21 protein-coding genes and 1 riboswitch are annotated in these 20975 nt (G+C 71.5%); of the genes, 12 read left to right on the top strand and 9 right to left on the bottom strand.

Translation table 11 applies throughout. The features are described 5' to 3' along the window. Positions 1-63: 63 nt before the first annotated feature. From OG885_RS17875 to OG885_RS17855, 5 genes are all read left to right on the top strand, one after another. Entirely contained in the window at positions 64-1590 is a 1527-nt protein-coding gene (locus OG885_RS17875) for a GMC family oxidoreductase (protein WP_405732389.1), read from the top strand. Beyond that, on the top strand, positions 1590-2630 hold the full coding sequence (locus OG885_RS17870) for a glycine betaine/L-proline ABC transporter ATP-binding protein (RefSeq protein ID WP_405732386.1): 1041 nt from the start codon (positions 1590-1592) through the stop codon (positions 2628-2630). Before OG885_RS17875 ends, OG885_RS17870 begins: the two co-directional genes overlap by 1 nt. Next, on the top strand, positions 2630-4573 hold the full coding sequence (locus tag OG885_RS17865; RefSeq protein ID WP_405732383.1) for an ABC transporter permease: 1944 nt from the start codon (positions 2630-2632) through the stop codon (positions 4571-4573). The genes OG885_RS17870 and OG885_RS17865 overlap by 1 nt, the downstream gene beginning before the upstream one ends. A 1-nt stretch (position 4574) precedes the next feature. Beyond that, positions 4575-5534 (top strand): ABC transporter substrate-binding protein, encoded by a 960-nt coding sequence (locus tag OG885_RS17860; protein ID WP_405732380.1) that lies wholly within the window; start codon positions 4575-4577, stop codon positions 5532-5534. 171 nt (positions 5535-5705) lie between these two features. After that, positions 5706-6080 carry a hypothetical protein gene (locus tag OG885_RS17855; RefSeq protein WP_405732378.1) on the top strand — a complete coding sequence of 125 codons (375 nt, stop codon included), beginning with the start codon at positions 5706-5708 and terminating at the stop codon, positions 6078-6080. Positions 6081-6101: 21 nt separating this feature from the next. Here OG885_RS17855 and OG885_RS17850 read toward each other — a convergent pair whose 3' ends face one another. From OG885_RS17850 to OG885_RS17840, 3 genes are read right to left on the bottom strand one after another with little or no spacing between them, the layout of a single operon-like run. Next, positions 6102-6818 carry an isocitrate lyase/phosphoenolpyruvate mutase family protein gene (locus tag OG885_RS17850; protein ID WP_405742772.1) on the bottom strand — a complete coding sequence of 239 codons (717 nt, stop codon included), beginning with the start codon at positions 6816-6818 and terminating at the stop codon, positions 6102-6104. A 20-nt stretch (positions 6819-6838) separates the two neighbouring features. After that, positions 6839-7315: a carboxymuconolactone decarboxylase family protein gene (locus OG885_RS17845; RefSeq protein WP_405732375.1), complete on the bottom strand. Its 477-nt coding sequence runs from the start codon at positions 7313-7315 to the stop codon at positions 6839-6841. Continuing rightward, positions 7312-7839, bottom strand: a complete 528-nt coding sequence (locus OG885_RS17840) for a carboxymuconolactone decarboxylase family protein (protein ID WP_405732372.1) — start codon at positions 7837-7839, stop codon at positions 7312-7314. The genes OG885_RS17845 and OG885_RS17840 overlap by 4 nt, the downstream gene beginning before the upstream one ends. 47 nt (positions 7840-7886) lie before the next feature. Here OG885_RS17840 and OG885_RS17835 point away from each other — a divergent pair, with 47 nt between their 5' ends. After that, complete coding sequence (locus tag OG885_RS17835; RefSeq protein WP_405732369.1) at positions 7887-9275, top strand: PLP-dependent aminotransferase family protein; 1389 nt, start codon at positions 7887-7889, stop codon at positions 9273-9275. A 52-nt stretch (positions 9276-9327) separates the two neighbouring features. On the opposite strand, the gene OG885_RS17830 is transcribed toward OG885_RS17835, so the two are convergent. Further along, positions 9328-10203 carry a hypothetical protein gene (locus OG885_RS17830; RefSeq protein ID WP_405742771.1) on the bottom strand — a complete coding sequence of 292 codons (876 nt, stop codon included), beginning with the start codon at positions 10201-10203 and terminating at the stop codon, positions 9328-9330. Between the two features lie 127 nt (positions 10204-10330). On the opposite strand from OG885_RS17830, the gene OG885_RS17825 reads away from it, so the two are divergent. From OG885_RS17825 to OG885_RS17815, 3 genes are read left to right on the top strand one after another with little or no spacing between them, the layout of a single operon-like run. Further along, positions 10331-10693 (top strand): hypothetical protein, encoded by a 363-nt coding sequence (locus tag OG885_RS17825; RefSeq protein WP_405732366.1) that lies wholly within the window; start codon positions 10331-10333, stop codon positions 10691-10693. Between the two features lie 26 nt (positions 10694-10719). Beyond that, complete coding sequence (locus OG885_RS17820) at positions 10720-11913, top strand: glutathionylspermidine synthase family protein (protein WP_405732363.1); 1194 nt, start codon at positions 10720-10722, stop codon at positions 11911-11913. Between the two features lie 44 nt (positions 11914-11957). After that, positions 11958-12773: a methyltransferase gene (locus OG885_RS17815; protein WP_405732361.1), complete on the top strand. Its 816-nt coding sequence runs from the start codon at positions 11958-11960 to the stop codon at positions 12771-12773. A gap of 34 nt (positions 12774-12807) precedes the next feature. On the opposite strand, the gene rocD is transcribed toward OG885_RS17815, so the two are convergent. After that, entirely contained in the window at positions 12808-14073 is a 1266-nt protein-coding gene (rocD, locus tag OG885_RS17810) for an ornithine--oxo-acid transaminase (RefSeq protein ID WP_405732358.1), read from the bottom strand. A 44-nt stretch (positions 14074-14117) separates the two neighbouring features. Then, positions 14118-14207: riboswitch (ZMP/ZTP riboswitch) on the top strand. A 43-nt stretch (positions 14208-14250) separates the two neighbouring features. Between rocD and OG885_RS17805 the strand changes: the two genes are divergently transcribed. Then, on the top strand, positions 14251-15702 hold the full coding sequence (locus OG885_RS17805) for a glycine hydroxymethyltransferase (RefSeq protein ID WP_329335553.1): 1452 nt from the start codon (positions 14251-14253) through the stop codon (positions 15700-15702). Between the two features lie 114 nt (positions 15703-15816). On the opposite strand, the gene OG885_RS17800 is transcribed toward OG885_RS17805, so the two are convergent. The 3 genes from OG885_RS17800 to OG885_RS17790 form a co-directional block, all read right to left on the bottom strand. Next, entirely contained in the window at positions 15817-16572 is a 756-nt protein-coding gene (locus OG885_RS17800) for a hypothetical protein (protein ID WP_405732356.1), read from the bottom strand. Between the two features lie 107 nt (positions 16573-16679). After that, complete coding sequence (locus OG885_RS17795) at positions 16680-17678, bottom strand: hypothetical protein (RefSeq protein ID WP_405732353.1); 999 nt, start codon at positions 17676-17678, stop codon at positions 16680-16682. Beyond that, complete coding sequence (locus OG885_RS17790) at positions 17662-18264, bottom strand: RNA polymerase sigma factor (RefSeq protein WP_405732350.1); 603 nt, start codon at positions 18262-18264, stop codon at positions 17662-17664. Before OG885_RS17790 ends, OG885_RS17795 begins: the two co-directional genes overlap by 17 nt. Before the next feature lie 89 nt (positions 18265-18353). Here OG885_RS17790 and trpS point away from each other — a divergent pair, with 89 nt between their 5' ends. Then, a complete protein-coding gene (gene trpS / locus OG885_RS17785; RefSeq protein WP_399949174.1) occupies positions 18354-19367 on the top strand; it encodes a tryptophan--tRNA ligase in 1014 nt (337 codons plus the stop codon). Between the two features lie 185 nt (positions 19368-19552). Beyond that, on the top strand, positions 19553-20137 hold the full coding sequence (locus OG885_RS17780) for a 2'-5' RNA ligase family protein (protein ID WP_405732346.1): 585 nt from the start codon (positions 19553-19555) through the stop codon (positions 20135-20137). Between the two features lie 46 nt (positions 20138-20183). Here OG885_RS17780 and OG885_RS17775 read toward each other — a convergent pair whose 3' ends face one another. Next, positions 20184-20939: a decaprenylphospho-beta-D-erythro-pentofuranosid-2-ulose 2-reductase gene (locus OG885_RS17775; RefSeq protein ID WP_405732343.1), complete on the bottom strand. Its 756-nt coding sequence runs from the start codon at positions 20937-20939 to the stop codon at positions 20184-20186. Between the last annotated feature and the right edge of the window lie 36 nt (positions 20940-20975).

The following is a 20975-nucleotide window of genomic DNA, read 5'->3' as shown; positions in this document are numbered from 1 at the left end:
AAGCCCGTTCGCTGGTTCGCCTGCTGAACCCCGCCCTCCCCCCACCTTCCAGGAGCAACCCCCATGCACCACAAACACGAGTACGACTATGTCGTCATAGGCGGCGGCACGGCCGGTTCCGTCATCGCCTCCCGGCTCACCGAGAACCCGGACGTCACCGTCGCCGTCATCGAAGGCGGCCCCAGCGACGTCGACCGCGAGGACGTCCTCACCCTGCGCCGCTGGATGGGCCTCCTCGGCGGCGACCTCGACTACGACTACCCCACGGTCGAGCAGCCACGCGGCAACTCCCACATCCGGCACAGCCGCGCCCGCGTCCTCGGCGGCTGTTCCTCCCACAACACCCTCATCTCCTTCAAGCCGCTCCCGTCCGACTGGGACGAGTGGGAGGCGAACGGCGCCAAGGGGTGGGGCGCGGTACCGATGGAGGCGTACTACGCGCGGCTCCTCAACAACATCGTCCCGGTCGACGAGAAGGACCGGAACGCCATCGCCCGCGACTTCGTCGACGCCGTGCAGAAGGCGACGGGCGTCCCGCGCGTCGAGGGTTTCAACCGACGGCCCTTCGACGACGGCGTCGGCTTCTTCGACCTCGCCTACCACCCCGAGAACAACAAGCGGTCCTCGGCGTCCGTGGCGTATCTGCACCCGGTGATGGACGAACGCCCCAACCTGACGCTCCTGCTGGAGACCTGGGCCCACCGACTCGACCTGGACGGCACGCGCGCCCGGGGCGTCCACGTCCGCGCCAAGGACGGCGAGGAGTTCGTCGTACGCGCCCGCAACGAGGTGCTGCTGTGCGCGGGCGCCGTCGACTCGCCCCGGCTGCTCCTGCACTCGGGCATCGGCCCCGCGCGCGACCTGGAGGCCCTCGGCATCCCCGTCGTGCACGACCTGCCGGGCGTCGGTGAGAACCTGCTCGACCACCCCGAGTCGGTGATCGTCTGGGAGACGAACGGTCCCATCCCGGAGAACTCCGCGATGGACTCCGACGCGGGCCTGTTCGTCCGCCGCGACCCCGAACACGCGGGCCCCGACCTGATGTTCCACTTCTACCAGGTCCCCTTCACCGACAACCCGGAACGGCTGGGCTACGAACGCCCCTCCCACGGCGTCTCGATGACCCCCAACATCCCCAAGCCGAGGAGCCGCGGCCGCCTGTACCTGACCAGCGCGGACCCGTCGGTCAAACCGGCCCTGGACTTCCGCTACTTCACGGATGCGGACGACTACGACGGCCGCACCCTGGTCGACGGCATCCGCATCGCCCGCGAGATAGCGCGCACCGAACCGCTGGCGGGCTGGCTCAAGCGCGAGGTGTGCCCCGGCCCGTCCGTCACGAGCGACGACGACCTCAGCGAGTACGCCCGCAAGGTCGCTCACACCGTCTACCACCCGGCCGGCACCTGCCGTATGGGTGCACTGGACGACGAACTCGCCGTGGTGGACCCGGAGTTGCGCATCCGCGGCCTTGTGGGCATCCGGATCGCCGACGCCTCGGTCTTCCCGACGATGACGGCCGTGAACCCGATGATCGGGGTGCTCATGGTCGGTGAGAAAGCCGTGGACCTGATCGGAGGCGGTGCGTGATGAGCGAGACCCCTGTCTTCTCCGTGAACGGGCTCTGGAAGGTCTTCGGCCCCAAGGCCGACAGGATCCCCGCCGACCCCGAACTCGCCGCCCTCGACCCCACCGGACTCCGCGCCCGCACCGGCTGCACCGCCGCCGTCCGGGACGTCTCCTTCGACGTCCGCAAGGGCGAGGTCTTCGTGGTGATGGGCCTGTCCGGGTCCGGCAAGTCCACGCTGGTGCGCTGTCTGACCCGGCTCATCGAGCCGACGGCGGGCACGCTCGCCATCGACGGCGAGGACGTCCGCGCCATGGACCGGTCCCGGCTGCGTGAACTGCGCCGCCACCGCGCCGCGATGGTCTTCCAGCACTTCGGTCTCCTCCCGCACCGCACGGTCCTCGACAACGTGGCCTACGGCCTGGAGATCCAGGGCATGGGGAAGGCGGAACGCAGGGCGCGGGCGGCGGAGGTCGTCGCCAAGGTGGGCCTGGAGGGCATGGAGCAGCGCAGGCCGAGCCAGCTGTCCGGCGGCCAGCGCCAACGCGTCGGTCTCGCCCGGGCGTTGGCCGTGGACCCGGAGGTCCTCCTCTTCGACGAGCCCTTCAGCGCGCTCGACCCGCTGATCCGCCGGGACATGCAGGAGGAGGTCGTCCGTCTGCACCGCGAGGAGGGCCGCACGATGGTCTTCATCACGCACGACCTGAGCGAGGCCCTCAAACTCGGCGACCGCATCGCCCTCATGCGCGACGGCAAGGTGGTCCAACTGGGTACCCCGGAGGAGATCGTGGGCTCCCCGGCCGACGACTACGTCCGCGAGTTCGTCCGCGACGTACCGAGGGAGCAGGTCCTGACGGTACGGACGGCGATGCGGTCGGTGTCGGCCGGCGACGCGGGCAAGGGCCCCGCCGTCCCGCCGAACGCCACGGTCTCGGAGGCGATCGAGGCGGTGGCCCGGGCGGGGGAGCCGGCTCGGGTGGTGGACCAGGGGCGGTGCGTCGGAATGGTGGACGCGGACGGGCTGCTCGGGGTGGTGGCCGGTACGGCCAAGGAGGCGGTCTGATGGCTGCGATCACTGTCTTCTCCCCGCGCACCGTGCCCGCCGTCCTGCGACACCGTGCCGTCCACAAACTCGCGCTGCTGGCCCTGGCCGCCGCCGTCCTCGTCCCGCTGGCGACCGCCCGCTGGGCCGGCGGCGCATGGCCGGACGCCCTCACCGTCGACCTCTCCGACCCGCTCACCCGGACCAGCACCTGGATCGTCGACAACCGCGACACCCACCCCCTGTTCCTCTACTTCTTCGGCCACATCAGCAACGCAGTCGTCCTTTCCGTACGCGCCGTCTACCTCGTGCTGCTGGCGGCCGGCTGGGCCGGCGTGACGGCCCTGAGCGCCCTGGTGGCCTGGCGGGTCGCGGGTCTGCGCCTCGCCCTCGGCACCGTGGCCGCGTTCCTCACCTGCGGTCTCCTCGGCATGTGGGTGCCGACGATGCAGACCCTCGCCCTGATGGTCGTGGCCGTCGCCGCGTCCGTCGGCGTAGGAGCCGTCCTGGGCCTCGCCGCCGGTCTGAACGACCGCCTCGACCGCGCCCTGCGCCCGGTCCTCGACACCATGCAGGTCCTTCCGGCGTACGCCTATCTCCTCCCCGTCGTCCTGGTCTTCGGCATGGGCGTCCCCGCCGCCGTCCTCGCCACCGTCGTCTACGCCGCCCCGCCCATGGCCCGCCTCACCGCGCTCGGCCTGCGCGGCGCCGACAAGGAGGTGCTGGAGGCGGTACGGTCCCTCGGCGCGACCGCCCGCCAGCGACTGCTGACCGCCCGGGTCCCGCTGGCCCGCAAGGAGCTCCTCCTCGGCCTCAACCAGACGATCATGATGGCCCTGTCGATGGCGGTCATCGCGTCGGTCATCGGCGCGGGCGGCCTCGGTGACCGCGTCTACCAGGCCCTCGCCTCCGTCGACGTCGGCGCGGCCCTCGCCGCCGGCATCCCGATCGTGCTGCTGGCCGTCGTACTGGACCGGGTGACCGGAGCGGCGGGTGGCGGCTCGACGTCCCCCTCGCAGACGCGCCGCCGGGGAGGGCCGTACGCGCTCGTCGCCGCCCTCGCGATCGCCGTCGCCGCACGTCTCATGGGCCGCCTCGACTGGCCCGACGCCTGGACCGTGCCGATCGCCGAGCCCGTCAACCGCACCGTCGACTGGATGACCGACCACCTCTACTCCGGCGTCCCCGTCGTCGGCGGCACCGCCGACTGGGCCGCCCACTTCACCACCTGGGTCCTCAACCCGCTCCGGGACGGACTGACCTGGCTCCCCTGGTGGTCGATGCTGCTCCTGGTCGCGACCCTCGCCTGGCTCATCGGCACCTGGCGCACCGCGCTCACCGCGGTCCTCGCCATGGCCGCGATCGGCGTCCTCGGTGTCTGGACACCGGCGCTCGACACCCTCTCCCAGGTCCTCGCGGCCGTCGCCGTCACCCTGGTCATCGGCTTCGCGACCGGTATCGCGGCGGCCCGTAGCGACCGCCTCGAACGGGCCCTGCGCCCCGTCCTGGACGTCTTCCAGACGATGCCGCAGTTCGTCTATCTGATCCCGGTCGTCGCCCTGTTCGGCGTCGGCCGCGCCCCCGCCGTCGCCGCGGCCGTCGTCTACGCGCTGCCCGCCGTCGTCCGCATCACCACCCAGGGGCTGCGCCAGGTCGACCCGGCGGCGATGGAGTCGTCGAGCTCGCTCGGCGCGACGAGCTGGCAGCAGCTGCGCCAGGTTCAGCTCCCGCTCGCCCGCCCGGCCCTGCTGCTCGCCGTCAACCAGGGCGTGGTCCTGGTCCTCGCCGTCGTCATCATCGGCGGCCTGGTCGGCGGTGGCGCCCTCGGCTACGACGTCGTCTTCGGCCTCGCCCAGGGCGACCTCGCGACCGGTCTGGTGGCCGGCGCCGCGATCGTCTGCCTCGGCCTGATGCTCGACCGGGTGACCCAGCCGACGGAACGCCGAACGAAGAAGGGAGCGTGACATGCGCATCCGTACCCGTATGTGCGCGACCGCCGCGGTCGCCTCGCTGCTGCTGCTCACCGGCTGCGGCGCCGCCGACATGACCCAGCAGTCCTCGCCCTTCGCCCATGCCCAGGGCGCGAAGACGGTGACCCTCTCCGTCCAGTCCTGGGTCGGCGCCCAGGCCAACGTGGCCGTCGCCCAGTACCTCCTGGAGCACGAGCTCGGCTACCGCGTCGACACCGTCCAGGTCGACGAGGTCCCCGCCTGGGACGCGCTCAGCCAGGGCCGGGTCGACGCGATCCTGGAGGACTGGGGCCACCCCGAGCAGGAACAGCGCTACGTCGACGACAAGAAGACCATCACGCACGGCGGCGAACTCGGCGTGACCGGCCACATCGGCTGGTACGTCCCCACGTACTTCGCCAAGCAGCATCCCGACGTCACCAGCTGGAAGAACCTCGACAAGTACGCGGACCTCATGCGCACCGCCGAGAGCGGCGGCAAGGGCCAGCTGATGGACGGCTCACCGTCGTACGTCACCAACGACAAGGCGCTGGTGAGCAACCTCGACCTGGACTACCAGGTCGTCTTCGCCGGCTCCGAGGCCGCCCAGATCACCCAGATCAAGCAGTTCGCCAAGGAGAAGAAGCCCTTCCTCACCTACTGGTACGCGCCGCAGTGGCTCTTCGAGAAGGTCCCCATGACCGAGGTGAAGCTCCCCGCCTACAAGGAGGGCTGCGACGCCGACCCCGCGAAGGTCGCCTGCGCCTATCCGCACACTCCGCTGGAGAAGTACCTCAACTCCGACTTCGCCCGCTCGGGCGGCTCGGCGGCGGCCTTCCTGAAGAAGTTCAAGTGGACGACCGAGGACCAGAACGAGGTCTCCCTGATGATCGCCGACCAGAAACTGACGCCGGAGGAGGCGGCGCGGAAGTGGGTGGAGGGCCATGAGTCCACATGGCGGGCGTGGCTCTCCTGAACGTCCCTGTTGGTGATCTGTTGTCTTGTTGGAGATCTGTTAGGCCGGTCAAGCGACGGTTATCTCCGTGTGTTCCCTTTGGGGAGATCCGTCGAGAGGGTGTCGGGAATCGGTGCCATCCGGGCGAAACCGATTTCGTCGGTCCCCGCATCCTCTGGTGAGCTGAGGCGCATGAAGAAGATCACCTCTCTCTCCCTGGCCGCCCTCACCACGTTCTCCCTTCTCGGGCTGGCCGCCCCGTCCGCGGACGCCGCCACCACCTGGTACTGCAGCGGCAAGCTGACCAAGCGGTGCATCACCAAGTCGGGGACCAAGGTCAAGGTCAAGTTCTCCAACACCACGTCCCGGTCCGCCACCGGCAAGTTCGGCGTGACCTGCTTCGGCCCCGACGGCCAGAGCCCGAAGGTGTTCAAGGACGGCAGGATCGACGGCTACGACACCTACACCTCGGCGTGGTACCAGTGCCCCAAGGGCATCCGCACCGGAGCCTCCGGCTGGCAGATGAGCAACGGCAAGGTCTACCGCACGCCGGAGGTCCGCTTCTGATGCCGACGGGGCGGCCTGCCGTCAGCGCATCTCCTCCATCAGGTCGTGGAGGATCGCGCCCGCCCGCCGCTGAAGGCCCGGCCCGAACGTGATGCGGGTGGCTCCGAGTTCGCCCAGCTCGGCGGGCGAGGGGCCCGCCCCGACCTTCGCGAACACGTTCACCGGCCCATGGATCCCGGACCGCAGCAGGGGCAGTACGTCCGCCGGGGCGCCGATCGGATACACGCAGTCGGCGCCCGCGGCGGTGTACAACGCGGCCCGCTCGATGGCCTGTTCGGGATCGTCGACTCCGCGCAGGAAGGTGTCGATGCGCGCGTTGACGAAGAGCTCGTCCCCGGCCGCGTACCGCACCTCGGCGAGCCATTCGGCGTGCTGGTGCGGGTCCTTGAGGACACCCCCGTTGGAGTCCTCAAGGTTGCAGCCCACGGCACCCGCCTCCAGCAGCCGCTCCACCAGCTCCTTGGGAGCCAGCCCGTACCCGTCCTCGACGTCCGCGGACACGGGCACGTCCACGGACCGGGTGATCCTCGCCACCGCCGCGAACATCTCGTCGGCCGGCGTCTCCCCGTCCTCGTAGCCCAACGAGGCGGCGACCCCCGCGCTGGGCGTCGCGAGCGCCGGGTAACCGGCCTCCACGAACACCCGGGCGCTGGCCGCGTCCCAGGGCCCCGGCAGGACGAGCGGGTCGTCGACGGCCCGGCGCCGATGGAGCCGCTGGAAGATCTCGACCTTGCTCATCTCGGGTGACCCTCCGACGCTCATGCTGTGTAACCCCCCGGCGGGATACGGCGGCTCACCATCACCCGGTTCCAGTTGTTGATGGCGACGATCAGACCGACCAGATGGGCGAGCCGCGTCTCGTCGAAATGCTTGGCCGCCGTCGCGTACACCTCGTCCGGCACGGAACCTCCCCCAGAGCCGAAGGCCTGGGAGGTGCCCCCGGTCAGGACCGTCACCGCCTCCGTCAGCGCGAGCGCGGACCGCTCCCGCTCGTCGAAGACCCCCTCGGCCTCCTCCCAGGCGGCCAGCAGATCCAACTGCTTCTCCGGCACCCCGTGTTGACGCGCGATCGTCAGATGCATGTCGAGGCAGAACGCGCAGTGGTTGAGCTGCGAGGCCCGGATCACGACGAGCTCCGCCAGCGCGGGATCCCCGAGCCCTCTCTTCGCCGCGGCGCTCAGAGTGGACATGGCCTGCGCGACCGACTTGTCCAACAGCCGCGTACGCGCCGTCACTTGTGCCCCGGCTGGTAGTGCCCGGGAACCAGCCGGCAGGTCACTCCGAACCGGTTCCACGCGTTGATCACCGTGATCGCGGCGATCAGCTGCGCCAGCTCGGCCTCCTCGAAGTGCGCCGCCGCCCGCTCGTACACCGCGTCCGGCACGAACCCGTCGGTGAGCACGGTCACCGCCTCCGTCAGCGCCAGCGCCGCCAGCTCCCGCTCCGTGTAGAAGTGCTCCGACTCCTCCCACGCGCTCAGCTGCACGATCCGCTCGACGCTCTCGCCGGCCGCGAGGGCGTCCTTGCTGTGCATGTCGACGCAGAGCGCGCAGCGGTTGATCTGCGAGGCGCGGACCTTCACCAGCTCCAGCAGCTTCGGGTCGAGGCCCTTCCGGGCGGCGGCGTCGAGCCGGACCATCGCCTTGAAGACCTCGGGAGCCTGCTCGGCCCAGGCCAGCCGCGGGGTGTGCGCGGGGGCGTAGCCCACGGTGCCGGTTCCGTGATCGGTGGGGGTCCTGTCGTCGGTGTGCGTCGTCATGTCCTCGACCCTAGATTCGAGGCAGCCCACCGGTATGGTCCATTCCCATGGCGAAATCATGGGCCACTTTGGGCGTCGACCTCCACCTGGAACCCGCCGGCCCACATCTGCGCCGGGGCCTGACCGACGCCCTGCGCGAGGCGGTCCGCACCGGCCGCCTGGCCCCGGGCACCCGGCTGCCCTCGTCCCGCACCCTCGCCGCCGACCTCGGCATCGCCCGCAACACGGTCGCCGACGCCTACGCCGACCTGGTCGCCGAGGGCTGGCTCACCGCCCGGCAGGGCTCGGGCACGAGAGTGGCGGAGCGCACGGTGGCCGCCCCCTCCGCCCCGGGCGGCCCCGGCCCCCGGGCACCGCACCGCCCCGCCCACGACTTCCGGCCCGGCGCCCCCGACCTCGCCGCCTTCCCACGCGCCGAGTGGCTCAAGGCGGCCCGCCGCGCCCTTCTCGCGGCCCCGAACCACGCCCTCGGCTACGGCGACCCGCGCGGCCGCATCGAACTGCGCACCGCATTGGCCGACTACCTCGCCCGCGCCCGCGGCGTCCGCACCGACCCCGACCGCGTCCTTATGTGCTCGGGCATCGCCCACGGCCTGCGCCTGCTGGGCACGGTCCTGCGGGCCCGCGGCGTCCGTACGGCCGCCGTCGAGTCGTACGGCCTGGACGCGCACTGGAACCAGCTGGTCGGAGCCGGTCTGCGCACCCCGCCGATCCCCTTCGACGACCGCGGCACGAACCCGGCCGACCTCGGCGACGCGGGTGCTCTTCTGCTCACCCCCGCCCACCAGTTCCCGATGGGCGTCCCCCTCCACCGGGCCCGCCGCACCGCGGTGGTCGAGTGGGCCCGCCGCACCGGCGGCCTGATCCTGGAGGACGACTACGACGGGGAGTTCCGCTACGACCGCCAGCCCGTCGGCGCCCTCCAGGGCCTGGACCCCGACCGTGTCGTCTATCTCGGCACGGCCAGCAAGTCCCTCGCCCCCGGCCTCCGCCTCGCCTGGATGGTCCTGCCCCCGTCCCTGGCGGCGGAGACGGCGGCGGCCAAGGGCAAGGTGGACACCTCCAGCGCCCTCGACCAGCTGACCCTGGCCGAATTCATCACCTCCGGCGCCTACGACCGTCATGTCCGCGCCTCCCGCCTGCGCTACCGCCGCCGCCGCGACGCCCTGCTCACCGCCCTCGCCGCCCAGGCCCCCGACGTCCACATCACCGGCATCGCCGCCGGCCTCCACGCCGTCCTGCGCCTCCCGCCCGGCACCGAACACTCCGTCGTCCAGTCCGCCTCCTGGCAGGGCGTCGCCCTCCACGGCCTCTCCTACTTCCGCCACCCCGAAGCGGCCCCGGACGGCCTGGACGCCCTGGTCGTCGGTTACGGCACCCCGCCGGACAGCGGGTGGACGGGGGCCCTGGAGGCACTGTGCAGGGCGATGCCGTAGGGGGCGCCCGCGGGTCGAGGACGCGGCGCCGGAGGAGCCGCACCCGGGGCGGTCACCCGGAGGCCCCCGCACTCCTCGCCCGGTCCGCACCCTCCCCGGCCCCATCCTCGGAGGCAGGAGCCTCACCGAAGCGGGCCAGGCCCAGCGCCCCCGCGACCGCCACCGCGAACCCCAGCACCGCCAGCCACCCCATCCCCTCCCGTGTACGGTCCCCGAGCCACACCACCCCCACCAGCGCCGGCCCCACCGTCTCGCCGATCACCATCGCCGCGGTCGCCGTCGTCACCGACCCCCGTTGCAGTGCCGAGGTCAGACACAGGAACGCGGCACCCCCGCCGAGGAGCAGCGCATACGTCGCCGGATGTGTGAGCAGCGAGGACGGGGCAAGGGAGTCGATCAACCGCACCGCCACCTCGACCACCCCGAACCCGACCCCCGCCCCGAGCCCGAGCACCAACGCCCGCCAGCGCCCCGCCAACCGCCCCCCGGCGAGCCCGAGCAGCAGCACCCCCACGGCCACCCCGAGCATCACCCACTTCAGCGCCTCCGGCCCGTCCAGATCCCCCTCCGTCCCGGACGCGACCCCCAACATCGCGAGCCCGGCACACACCACCCCCACCGCCCCCCACTCCGCCCCGCTCAACCGCACCCCCAGCAACCGCGCCGCGACCACCGCCGTCACCGCGAGACTCGACGCCAACGCCGCCCCGACCGCGTAGATCGGAATCGACCGCAACGCCACGATCTGCAGCACGAACCCCAGCCCGTCCAGCCCGAGTCCGGCCAGGTACCGCCACTGCCGTACCGCCCGCAGCAGCAGCGCCGCCTCCCCGCCGGAACCGTCGGGCGTGCCCGCCGCCCGCGCGGCGACCGCCTGCAACACCGTCGCCGTACCGAAACAGACCGCCGCGCCCAGCGCGCACACCATCCCAAAGAGCACAAAGCGACTGTAGGGGAGGCGTGAAGACGGACGGGGTGCCCGCGCGAGCACTCTCACCGATCTCTAGGCTGACCGCCGGACAACAGCTTCGACGCATCACGGGGAGACGGGGAACATGGCGGAAACTCGGCGACGGCTGCGCTCCAGCACCGTCGTGCTCGGCGGCATGGGAGTCGTCGCGGCGGCACTGACCTCCTGCGGCTCGGACCCCGACCGCCGCTGCGTCGACCGCGACAGCTACACCTACGAGGGCTACAAGGTCGTCGCCGACAAGAACTGCAACTCCGGCAGCTCCGGCTCCTCGTCCTCCTCCGGCAAGGGCGGGAAGAAGAAGACCGGCACCGGCAAGAGCGCCGACGCCGCCTGGTACTACGACGCCGACGTCAGCAACGGCCGCGCCGACTACGGCACCTTCAGTAAGAGCGAGGCCGTGGACCGCGGCGGCTTCGGCTGCTCCGGCGGCAGCGGCGGCGGCTGAGCACGGACCCGCCCCGGAGAGACGCCATGGAACGCCGAACCATCGAACCCCGCCCCGGCTGGCAGCAGACCGTCGAGGAACAGGGCCTGATCTACCCGCTCACCCGCTACCCCGACGACTCCCTGCGCCCCTACTGGGACGAGAGCGCCTACTACGCCTTCTCCCTTGAGGAGGTCGAGGCCCTGGAGGACGTCGTCGAGGAACTCCACCGCATGTGTCTGGTGGCGGCGGACCACATCGTCACCGCGGACCGCTTCGCCGACCTCGGTATCAGCGACCCGCGCGTCGCGGACGCGGTCGCCGAGGCCTGGCGCCGCCGCGCCGAACTCCCCTCCCTCTACGGTCGGTTCGACCTCCGCTACGACGGCACCGGCCCGGCCAAGCTGCTGGAGTACAACGCCGACACCCCCACCTCCCTCGTCGAGGCCGCCTCCCCGCAGTGGTTCTGGATGGAGGAGCGCTTCCCCGGCGCCGACCAGTGGAACTCCCTCCACGAACGCCTCGTCGCCGCCTGGAAGAAGCAGGCCGCGCTGCTCCCGCCGGGCAGCCCGCTCTACTTCGCGTACTCCTCCGCCGACGAACTCGGCGAGGACCTCATGACCGTCGCCTACCTCCAGGAGACCGCCGACCAGGCCGGCCTCGACACGGCCTGGATCTCCGTGGAAGAGATCGGCTGGGACCGGCTCTCCGGCCGCTTCGTCGACCAGCGACTCCGGTTCATCCGCAGCTGCTTCAAGCTCTACCCGTGGGAGTGGCTGACCACCGACCGCTTCGCCGACCACGTCCTCGCCACCCTCGACAACGGCGGCGGCACCGGCACCACCTTGTGGATCGAACCCGCCTGGAAGATGCTCCTCAGCAACAAGGCACTTCTGGCCATTCTCTGGGAGCTCTACCCCGGCCACCCGAATCTCCTCCCCGCTTACCTCGACGGACCCAGGGAGCTGGCCACGACGGCGGGCTACGTCGCCAAACCACTGCTCGGCCGCGAGGGCGCCGGCGTCACCGTCCACGCACCGGACACCACCGGTGACCTCCCTGTCCTGCGCGAAGAGCCCTGCTGCTACCAGGAGTTGGCGCCCCTGCCCGATTTCGATGGCAATCGTGTCGTCCTGGGCGCCTGGGTCGTCGAGGACGAGTCGGCGGGCCTCGGCATCCGTGAGTCGGCCGGACTGGTGACCGACGAATACGCGCGCTTTCTGCCCCATGTGATCCTCTGACGCGACAGAATGATCGGCCCACAACCAACGAAGAGGGGCGATCGGTGGGCGACACGGCCACGATGGAGAGCGGATACGTCTTCGACCCGTCCTGGGAGCGGGAGCACGGGCGGTTACTGGCCCTGGAGGAGATCTACGACGACCAGAGCCGCCACCGCCTGACCGAGCTGGGAGTCGCCGAGGGCTGGCACTGCCTGGAGGTGGGCTGCGGCGCCGCCAGCATCGCGCGCTGGCTGGCCAAGCAGGTCGGCGCCGCCGGGCGTGTGCTCGCCACCGACCTGGACACCCGCTTCGCCCACGACCGCGGTCTGTCCAATCTGGAGATCCGCACCCACGACCTCCTCACGGACGACCTGCCCGCCGACGCCTTCGACCTCGTCCACGCACGGGCCGTGGTGGAACACCTGCCCGACCGCGACGAGGCACTGCGACGCCTGGCCGCGGCGACCCGCCCCGGCGGCTGGGTGGTCGTCGAGGACTTCGACATCGACGGCCCGATGTACCCGGCCGCTGCCCGCTACTACCCGCCCGAGCACCTGGAGTTGGCCGAACGCCTCGGCCGCGCACTCCGCGCCGCCTTCGGCGCCGCCGGGGTCGACCCCGGAACGGGCCGCCGACTGCCCCAGGCCCTGACGGACGCCGGACTCACCGAGATCGGCGCACAGGTCCACGCCCCGGTCCTCACCGGCGGAGCCGCCGCCTTCTTCCCCCTCACCCTGCGCTCACTGCGCCCCCGCCTGCTGGCCACCGGCGAGGTCAGCGACGCGGACATCGAGGAGGTCATCACCCTGACGAAGAGTCAAGGCACCACCTACATACCCAACTTCATGGTCATCGCCTGGGGCCGTAAGCCCCTCTGACCGGAGGCCGGCACCCCCCACCCGTATCCGCTCCTCACGGGCCGGGGCGAGCCCCCAGCACCGCCCGCACCTGGTCCAGTCCCCAGTCCAGGTCCTCCTTGCCGATCACCAGGGGTGGAGCGATACGGATCGTCGCGCCGTGGGTGTCCTTCACCAGCACGCCGCGGTCCATCAGCTTCTCGGACACCTCCCGGCCGGTGCCATGGGCGGGAGCGATGTCGACGCCCGCCCAGAGACCGCGGCCGCGCACCGCGGTGACATGGCCCGTGCCGGACAGGGTGTTCAGCTCGCGGTGCAGATGGTCGCCCAGCTCCGTGGCCCGCGCCTGGTACTCGCCGGTGCGCAGCATGGCGATCACCTCCAGCGCGACCGCGCAGGCCAGAGGGTTTCCGCCGAACGTCGAGCCGTGGTCACCGGGCCGGAAGACGCCGAGGACCTCCGCGCTCGACACCACCGCCGACACCGGTACGACCCCGCCGCCCAGCGCCTTGCCGAGGACGTACATGTCGGGCACCACGTTCTCGTGCTCACAGGCGAACGTCCGACCCGTGCGCCCCAGCCCCGACTGGATCTCGTCCGCGATGAACAGCACGTTCCGCTCGCGCGTCAGCTCCCGGACCGCGGGGAGATAACCGGCCGGCGGGACCAGGACGCCCGCCTCACCCTGGATCGGCTCCAGCAGCACGGCCACCGTGTTCTCCGTGACCGCCGCACGCATCGCCGTCGCGTCCCCGTACGGCACGATCTCGAACCCCGGTGTGTACGGGCCGAAGTCCGCCCGCGCCTCCGGGTCGGTCGAGAAGCTGATCAGCGTGGTCGTACGGCCGTGGAAGTTGTTGCCCGCGACCACGATCTTCGCCATCTCCGCGGGCACGCCCTTGACCCGGTACCCCCACTTCCGCGCGGTCTTCACCGCCGTCTCCACCGCCTCCGCGCCGGTGTTCATCGGCAGCACCGTCTCCATCCCGCACAGCTCGGCGAGCTCCGCGCAGAACGCGGCGAACCGGTCGTGATGAAAAGCCCGGCTCGTCAGCGTCACCCGATCCAGCTGAGCCTTCGCCACCTCCACGAGACGCCGGTTGCGGTGACCGAAGTTGAGCGCCGAATAGCCGGCCAGCAGATCCAGATACCGCCGCCCTTCCACATCCGTCATCCACGCCCCGTCCGCCGTGGCCACCACCACGGGCAGCGGACGGTAGTTGTGCGCACTGTGGGCCTCGGCCGCGCCGATGAGCCTCTCCGTCGCGTTCACGGGCACTCCCAGGGGTGAGGGTGGCCCCCTTCCTATCGTCGCTCGCATGGTGGACGCGGGACCTCCGTCGTCCGGCGCGCCCGGTAGGCTGACCGGCAGGCCGTGACTGGCGCGCTGGGATGGGACGGACCATCGGGGAGCGGCCTGGGAATGACCGAGTGCCGTGCGCCTGGGCCGAACCGTGAATCGTGACCGCAACCCGCCACGCCATCCGGAGGCCGACGAATGTCAGAGCAGCAGCCCCTCTCCAGCGAGTCCACCGCCTTTCGCGCCGCCCTCGACGTGATCCGCGCCGTCGAGCCGCGCGTCGCCGACGCCATCGGCCAGGAGGTCCACGACCAGCGCGAGATGCTCAAGCTGATCGCCTCCGAGAACTACGCCTCCCCCGCCACCCTGCTCGCCATGGGCAACTGGTTCAGCGACAAGTACGCCGAGGGCACCATCGGCCGCCGCTTCTACGCCGGCTGTCGCAACGTGGACACCGTCGAGTCGCTGGCCGCCGAGCACGCCAAGGAACTCTTCGGCGCCCGCCACGCCTACGTCCAGCCGCACTCCGGCATCGACGCCAACCTCGTCGCCTTCTGGTCCGTCCTCGCCGACCGCGTCGAGGTCCCTTTCCTGGAGAAGACCGGCGCCCGCCAGGTCAACGACCTCACCGACGCCGACTGGGCAGAGCTCCGCCAGGCGTTCGGCAACCAGCGCATGCTCGGCATGTCCCTGGACGCCGGCGGCCACCTCACCCACGGCTTCCGCCCCAACATCTCCGGCAAGATGTTCGACCAGCGCTCCTACGGCACCGACCCGGCGACCGGCCTGATCGACTACGAGGCGCTGCGCGTCTCCGCCCGTGAGTTCAAGCCGCTCATCATCGTCGCCGGTTACTCCGCCTACCCGCGCCTGGTGAACTTCCGCATCATGCGCGAGATCGCCGACGAGGTCGGGGCGACCCTGATGGTGGACATGGCCCACTTCGCCGGCCTCGTCGCGGGCAAGGTGCTGACCGGTGACTTCGACCCGGTCCCGCACGCGCAGATCGTCACCACCACCACCCACAAGTCGCTGCGCGGCCCGCGCGGCGGCATGGTCCTGTGCGACGACTCCCTCAAGGACCAGGTCGACCGCGGCTGCCCGATGGTCCTCGGCGGCCCGCTGCCGCACGTCATGGCGGCGAAGGCGGTGGCCCTGGCGGAAGCCCGGCAGCCCGCCTTCCAGGACTACGCCCAGCGCATCGTCGACAACTCCCGGGCTCTGGCGGAAGGCCTGATGCGCCGCGGCGCGACCCTGGTCACCGGCGGCACCGACAACCACCTCAACCTGATCGACGTCGCCACCTCCTACGGCCTCACCGGCCGCCAGGCCGAGGCCGCGCTCCTCGACTCCGGCATCGTCACCAACCGCAACGCCATCCCCGCCGACCCCAACGGCGCCTGGTACACCTCCGGCATCCGCATCGGCACCCCCGCCCTGACCACCCGCGGCCTGGGCACCGCCGAGATGGACGAGGTCGCCGGCCTCATCGACCGCGTCCTGACCACCACCGAGCCGGGCACCACCAAGTCGGGCGCGCCCTCCAAGGCCGCGCACGTCCTGGACGCCAAGGTCGCCGACGAGATCTCGCACCGCGCGACCGACCTCGTGGCGGGCTTCCCGCTGTACCCGGAGATCGACCTGGGCTGACAAACGCCCTGTTGAGTTGTCAAGGAACGGCGACTCACGAAGATCGTCGATGGATCAGACATCGATCAGAGATCACGGGTCACGGGCAGCGGGTCACAGATCAGAGATCACAGATCACAGATCGATGAGCTCCTGGCGTGGTTCCTCCCGCGGCGGTCCGGCCTTCTGCCGGGCCGCCGCGCGGCGTATCAGCAGCGTCCCGCCCGCCCCGGCCGCGATCCCCGGTAGCGCCCACCACCAGTCGGTGGTGCCGTCACCCGGTCCGGACGATCGGGCGGAGGCCGCGGCGAGCGTCGGATCGGGGCTCGGGGTCGCTCCCACGCCCGTGCCGTCCGCGCCCTCCAGGCCCTCCGCCGTGTCCCAGGGAGGCGGATACTCCACCGCGAAGTCGCCGTCTGTGGCCTTGCCCATCACGCCCAGGTCCTTGAGCAGGTCGCGGAGCACGGCGGGCTGCCGGGCGCGGTGCCAGGTGCCGTTCGCCGACGCGTTCAGGTTCGCCGCCGTGTGGATCCAGACCGCCTCGGAGCCCTTCGCCGGGTAGACCCGGTCGACCCGCCAGGGCGACACGTCGTGCACCATCCAGGTGACGTTGAGCTGCGGGCCGACGATCAGGTCGGCCTCGGGCGGCTTGTCCGCCGTGCCCGTGCCCGGGGCGCCGAGCAGGCGCTCCAACACGCCGTACTCCCGGTCGGAGTGGTACAGCGACGCCGTCTCCGCGCTCTCCGGGGAGACGATCAACACGCTGGTCGGCCCGCCGGCCGCCGCGGACCCCGCGCTCCCGAGCGTGAGTCCGAGCGCCGCCGCCGACACCCCTGCCACCGCCGTCAGCCGACGACAGCCGCCCCTCCAGCCGCTTGCCTGCGTATGCATCACGAGCCCCCAACTAGCCGATGCCGTACGGCCCGCCCCGGTCCCCGCGAGCCGTGTGTCACTTCTGGTACACCGCTCGGCCCGCCGGGGTTCCCACCCGGCCCGCACTATTGCGAGGAAGTCCCCGAACGCTCCGCGACCGACTTCGCGATCTCCACCGCCCGCCCCTTCGACGCCACTCCCTCCAGCCGCAGCGTCACCTCCGCGAGACCGACCGCACGGCTCCACAGCAACGTCGGTCCGGCGGTCCGCTCCTCCCGGCCGAAGCGCTCCCCGTCCGCGTCCACCAGCCAGAAACTCAGCAGGTGGGGACGGGGAAACCACAGCGCCGTGCCACCCGCGCCGCCGTGGTCGAAGCCGCCCAACGAGATCCACTCCGGCTGCTCGCGCACGGTCTTCGTGAACGCCAGGTCCAGCCCCGCGGCGAACTCGTCCAGCCGGATCGTCTTCCCGTCCTCGCGCCAGCACAGCGTCACGACGAACCGCCCTCGCGGCCCACCGGACACCGACATCGCCTCCGGCGCACCGAGCGCCTCCGGCACCAGCGGCTCGAACCCGGCCCGCCGCTCGGCCTGCGCCGCCGACACCGACCTGCCGCAGCCGGGCACCTCGGCACCCGGCGAGGGCGCAGCCGACGGGTCGTACCGCACCCCGACCCCACCGAAGTCGAACCAGTCGTAGACAGCGGCCCGCACCGGCGGAGTGAGCGCGAGCACGGTCAGCAGACCGCACAGCGCAGCGGTCAGGGACCGCCAGCGCACCCGCGTCCAGCGCCGGACCGTCCGTAGCCGCTCCCGGGCGCCCCGGGGTTCGGCCACCGGCACCGGCACCCGCTCGGCCAGTATCTGTCCCAGCACCCGCTCGACCATCGTCTCGGAACCGAGAGCGCCGTCGGCGCCCCCGTCGGCGTCCAGCGACCGTCCCAGCGCCCGCAGCTCCTCCGGCAGCCGCGACGCGTCGACCGGAGGCCCGCCGTCCCGACCGCGCCGACCCGATCCGGGACCCCGCTCGCCGCCCCGGCCGCGCGGGCCCCGGCCACCGGCGCCCCCGGGACCACGGCCGCCCTCACCGCCGTAGGACTCGTGTCCCTCACTCACGCTCGTCACCCCCTTCCCGAAGCTCGGCGTCCGGCAGTAGTCGGCCCAGTTTCCGCAGCGCGCGGTTGAGCCGGGATTTCACCGTCCCCCGCGGCCAGCCCAGGGCCTGGGCCGTCTCCGACTCGTCCATCTCCAGCAGATAGCGGTAGGTGACGACCAGGCGGTGCTCCTCGCTCAGCTTCGCCAGGGCGGACTGGAGTGCGGCACGGCGCTCTCTCTCCAAGGCCGCGACCGCCGGGTCCGCCGATTCCGGTATCAGCGGCTCCGCCTCCACCAACGCCGCCTCCCGACCGGCGAGCGTGCGCTGCCGGGCCGCCGTCCGCACTGTGTTCCTCGTCTCATTGGCGACGATCGACAGCAGCCACGGCCGGAACGACGCGCCGTCCTTGAACCTGCCCAGCGCGCAGTACGCCTTGACGAAGGCCTGCTGCACCACGTCCTCCGCGTCCGCACCCGCCCCGAGTGCCGCGGCCGCCCGGAGCGCGATGCCCGTATGGGCGCGCACCAGCTCCGCATACGCCTCCGGGTCCCCGGCGCGTACACGTGCGATCACCGCGGCCTCATCGACGATGCGGCCCCCCTCCCGCGTTCTCACATTCTTGTTACACCGCGGGAGACGGATCGGTTCCCATCTGTTTCCGACCAGTTCCGGATCGGACCCCGACACCTGAGAGAATGGTGAGCATGGCCTCTGATCGTCCTCGCGTGCTCTCCGGAATCCAGCCCACCGCAGGCTCGTTCCACCTCGGCAACTACCTCGGCGCCGTCCGTCAGTGGGTGGCCCTGCAGGAGTCCCACGACGCGTTCTACATGGTCGTCGACCTGCACGCGATCACGCTTCCGCAGGACCCGGCGGACCTGCGGGCCAACACCCGCCTGGCCGCCGCCCAGCTCCTCGCGGCCGGTCTCGACCCGGACCGTTGCACGCTCTTCGTGCAGAGCCACGTCCCCGAGCACGCGCAGCTCGCCTGGGTCTTCAACTGCCTCACCGGTTTCGGCGAGGCCTCCCGCATGACCCAGTTCAAGGACAAGTCCGCCAAGCAGGGCGCCGACCGCGCGAGCGTCGGTCTCTTCACGTACCCGATCCTCCAGGTCGCGGACATCCTGCTGTACCAGGCCAACGAGGTCCCCGTCGGCGAGGACCAGCGCCAGCACATCGAGCTCACCCGCGACCTCGCCACGCGCTTCAACGGCCGCTTCGGCGAGACCTTCACGCTTCCGAAGCCGTACATCCTCAAGGAGACGGCGAAGATCTACGACCTTCAGGACCCGTCGATCAAGATGAGCAAGTCGGCGTCCACGCCGAAGGGCCTGATCAACCTCCTCGACGACCCGAAGACCACCGCCAAGAAGGTCAAGAGCGCCGTCACCGACACCGACACCGTCATCCGCTTCGACACCGAGAACAAGCCGGGTGTCAGCAACCTGCTCACCATCTACTCGACCCTCACGGGCACGGGAATCGCGGAACTGGAGCAGAAGTACGACGGCAAGGGCTACGGTGCGCTCAAGACGGACCTCGCCGAGGTCATGGTCGAGTTCGTGACCCCGTTCCGGGAGCGCACCCAGCAGTACCTGGACGACCCGGAGACGCTGGACTCGATCCTGGCCAAGGGTGCGGAGAAGGCGCGTGCCGTCGCGGCCGAGACGCTGGCGCAGGCCTACGACCAGGTCGGCTTCCTGCCCGCCAAGCACTGAGGCGAGCACGCGCGCGTACCACCGCACAGAACCGTACAGACGTACCACTGGGCAGAGCGCTGCACATCACTACGGTTGCGCCTGCCCACAACACAGCCGTGGCCGTACAGTCGATAGCCGGACGGCCGGGACGAACCCGACAAGGGGGAGACCCCCGACACCCGAGAGGGAAGACAGGAGACGACGTGGGGACCGTAACGATCGGTGTGTCGATCGCGGTCCCGGAGCCTCACGGCAGCCAGCTCCAGCAGCTGCGCGCGGGCTTCGGCGACGCCGCGGCTCACGGCATCCCCACGCACGTCACCCTGTTGCCCCCGACAGAGGTCGAGGCCGACGCGCTGCCCGCCATCGAGGCGCACCTCACCGAGGTCGCCGCGGCCGGCCGCGGGTTCCCGATGCGGCTGTCCGGCACCGGCACCTTCCGGCCGCTCTCGCCGGTTGTGTTCGTCCAGGTCGCCGAGGGAGCCGAGGCCTGCACCTGGCTCCAGAAGCAGGTCCGTGACGCCTCCGGGCCGGTCGCCCGCGAACTCCAGTTCCCGTACCACCCGCATGTCACCGTCGCCCACGGCATCGACGAAGCGGCCATGGACCGCGCGTACGAGGAACTCGCCGACTACGAGGCCCGCTGGCCGTGCACCGGCTTCGCCCTCTACGAACAGGGCGCGGACGGCGTGTGGCGCAAGCTGCGCGAGTACGCCTTCGGCGGGACCGCCGTGGTGCCTCCTCAGGGTTCCTCCGCCTCCGTGGAACAGGGCACGACCGCCCACTGACCCGGCCACGACGGGACGGCGGGGGAGGAGCTCGGCACGGCGGCCGCTAGATCGGCAGCCGTCGGAACGCCTCGCGCGGGACGTGCCGCAGAGCCGACATCACCCACCGGAGCACCCCGGGCACCCACACCGTCTCCGAACGCCGCCTGAGACCCAGCTCCACGGCCTTCGCGACCTCCTCGGGCGTCGTCGCGAGCGGTGCCTCGGGAAGGCCGGCGGTCATCTTCGTGCGGACGAACCCGGGGCGCACGACCATGACGTGCGCGCCGGTGCCGTGCAGGGCGTCGCCCAGGCCCTGGGCGAAGGCGTCGAGGCCGGCCTTGCTGGAGCCGTAGATGAAGTTGGAGCGGCGGGCACGTTCGCCGGCGACCGAGGAGAGGACCACCAGGGAGCCGTGTCCCTGCGCCTGCAACGCGCGCGCGGAGACCAGGCCCGCCGACACCGCGCCGGTGTAGTTGGTCTGTGCGACCCGCACCGCGTCCAGCGGTTCACGCTCGTCGAGCGCCTGGTCACCGAGGACACCGAAGGCCAACAGCACCATGTCGATGTCGCCCTCGGCGAAGACCTTGCCGAGAACCGCGTCGTGGGACTCGGGGTCGAGCGCGTCGAAGGCGACCGTGCGCACGTCGGCCCCCAGGACGCGCAGGTCGGCCGCGGACCGCTCCAGCGCGGGCGACGGGCGCCCCGCCAGCCACACCGTGCGGGTGCGGCGGGCGACGAGACGGCGGGCGATGGCCTGCCCGATCTCGGACGTACCGCCGAGGACGAGCAGGGACTGGGGGAGGCCGAAGGCGTCCTTCACGGCGAGCAGCTCCTATGGGTCGAGCCAGAGGCTCCG

It is taken from the genome of Streptomyces sp. NBC_00028, assembly GCF_045041065.1.
In the GTDB taxonomy this organism is placed as follows: domain Bacteria; phylum Actinomycetota; class Actinomycetes; order Streptomycetales; family Streptomycetaceae; genus Streptomyces.
This window is presented reverse-complemented; position numbering and strand designations above follow the sequence as displayed.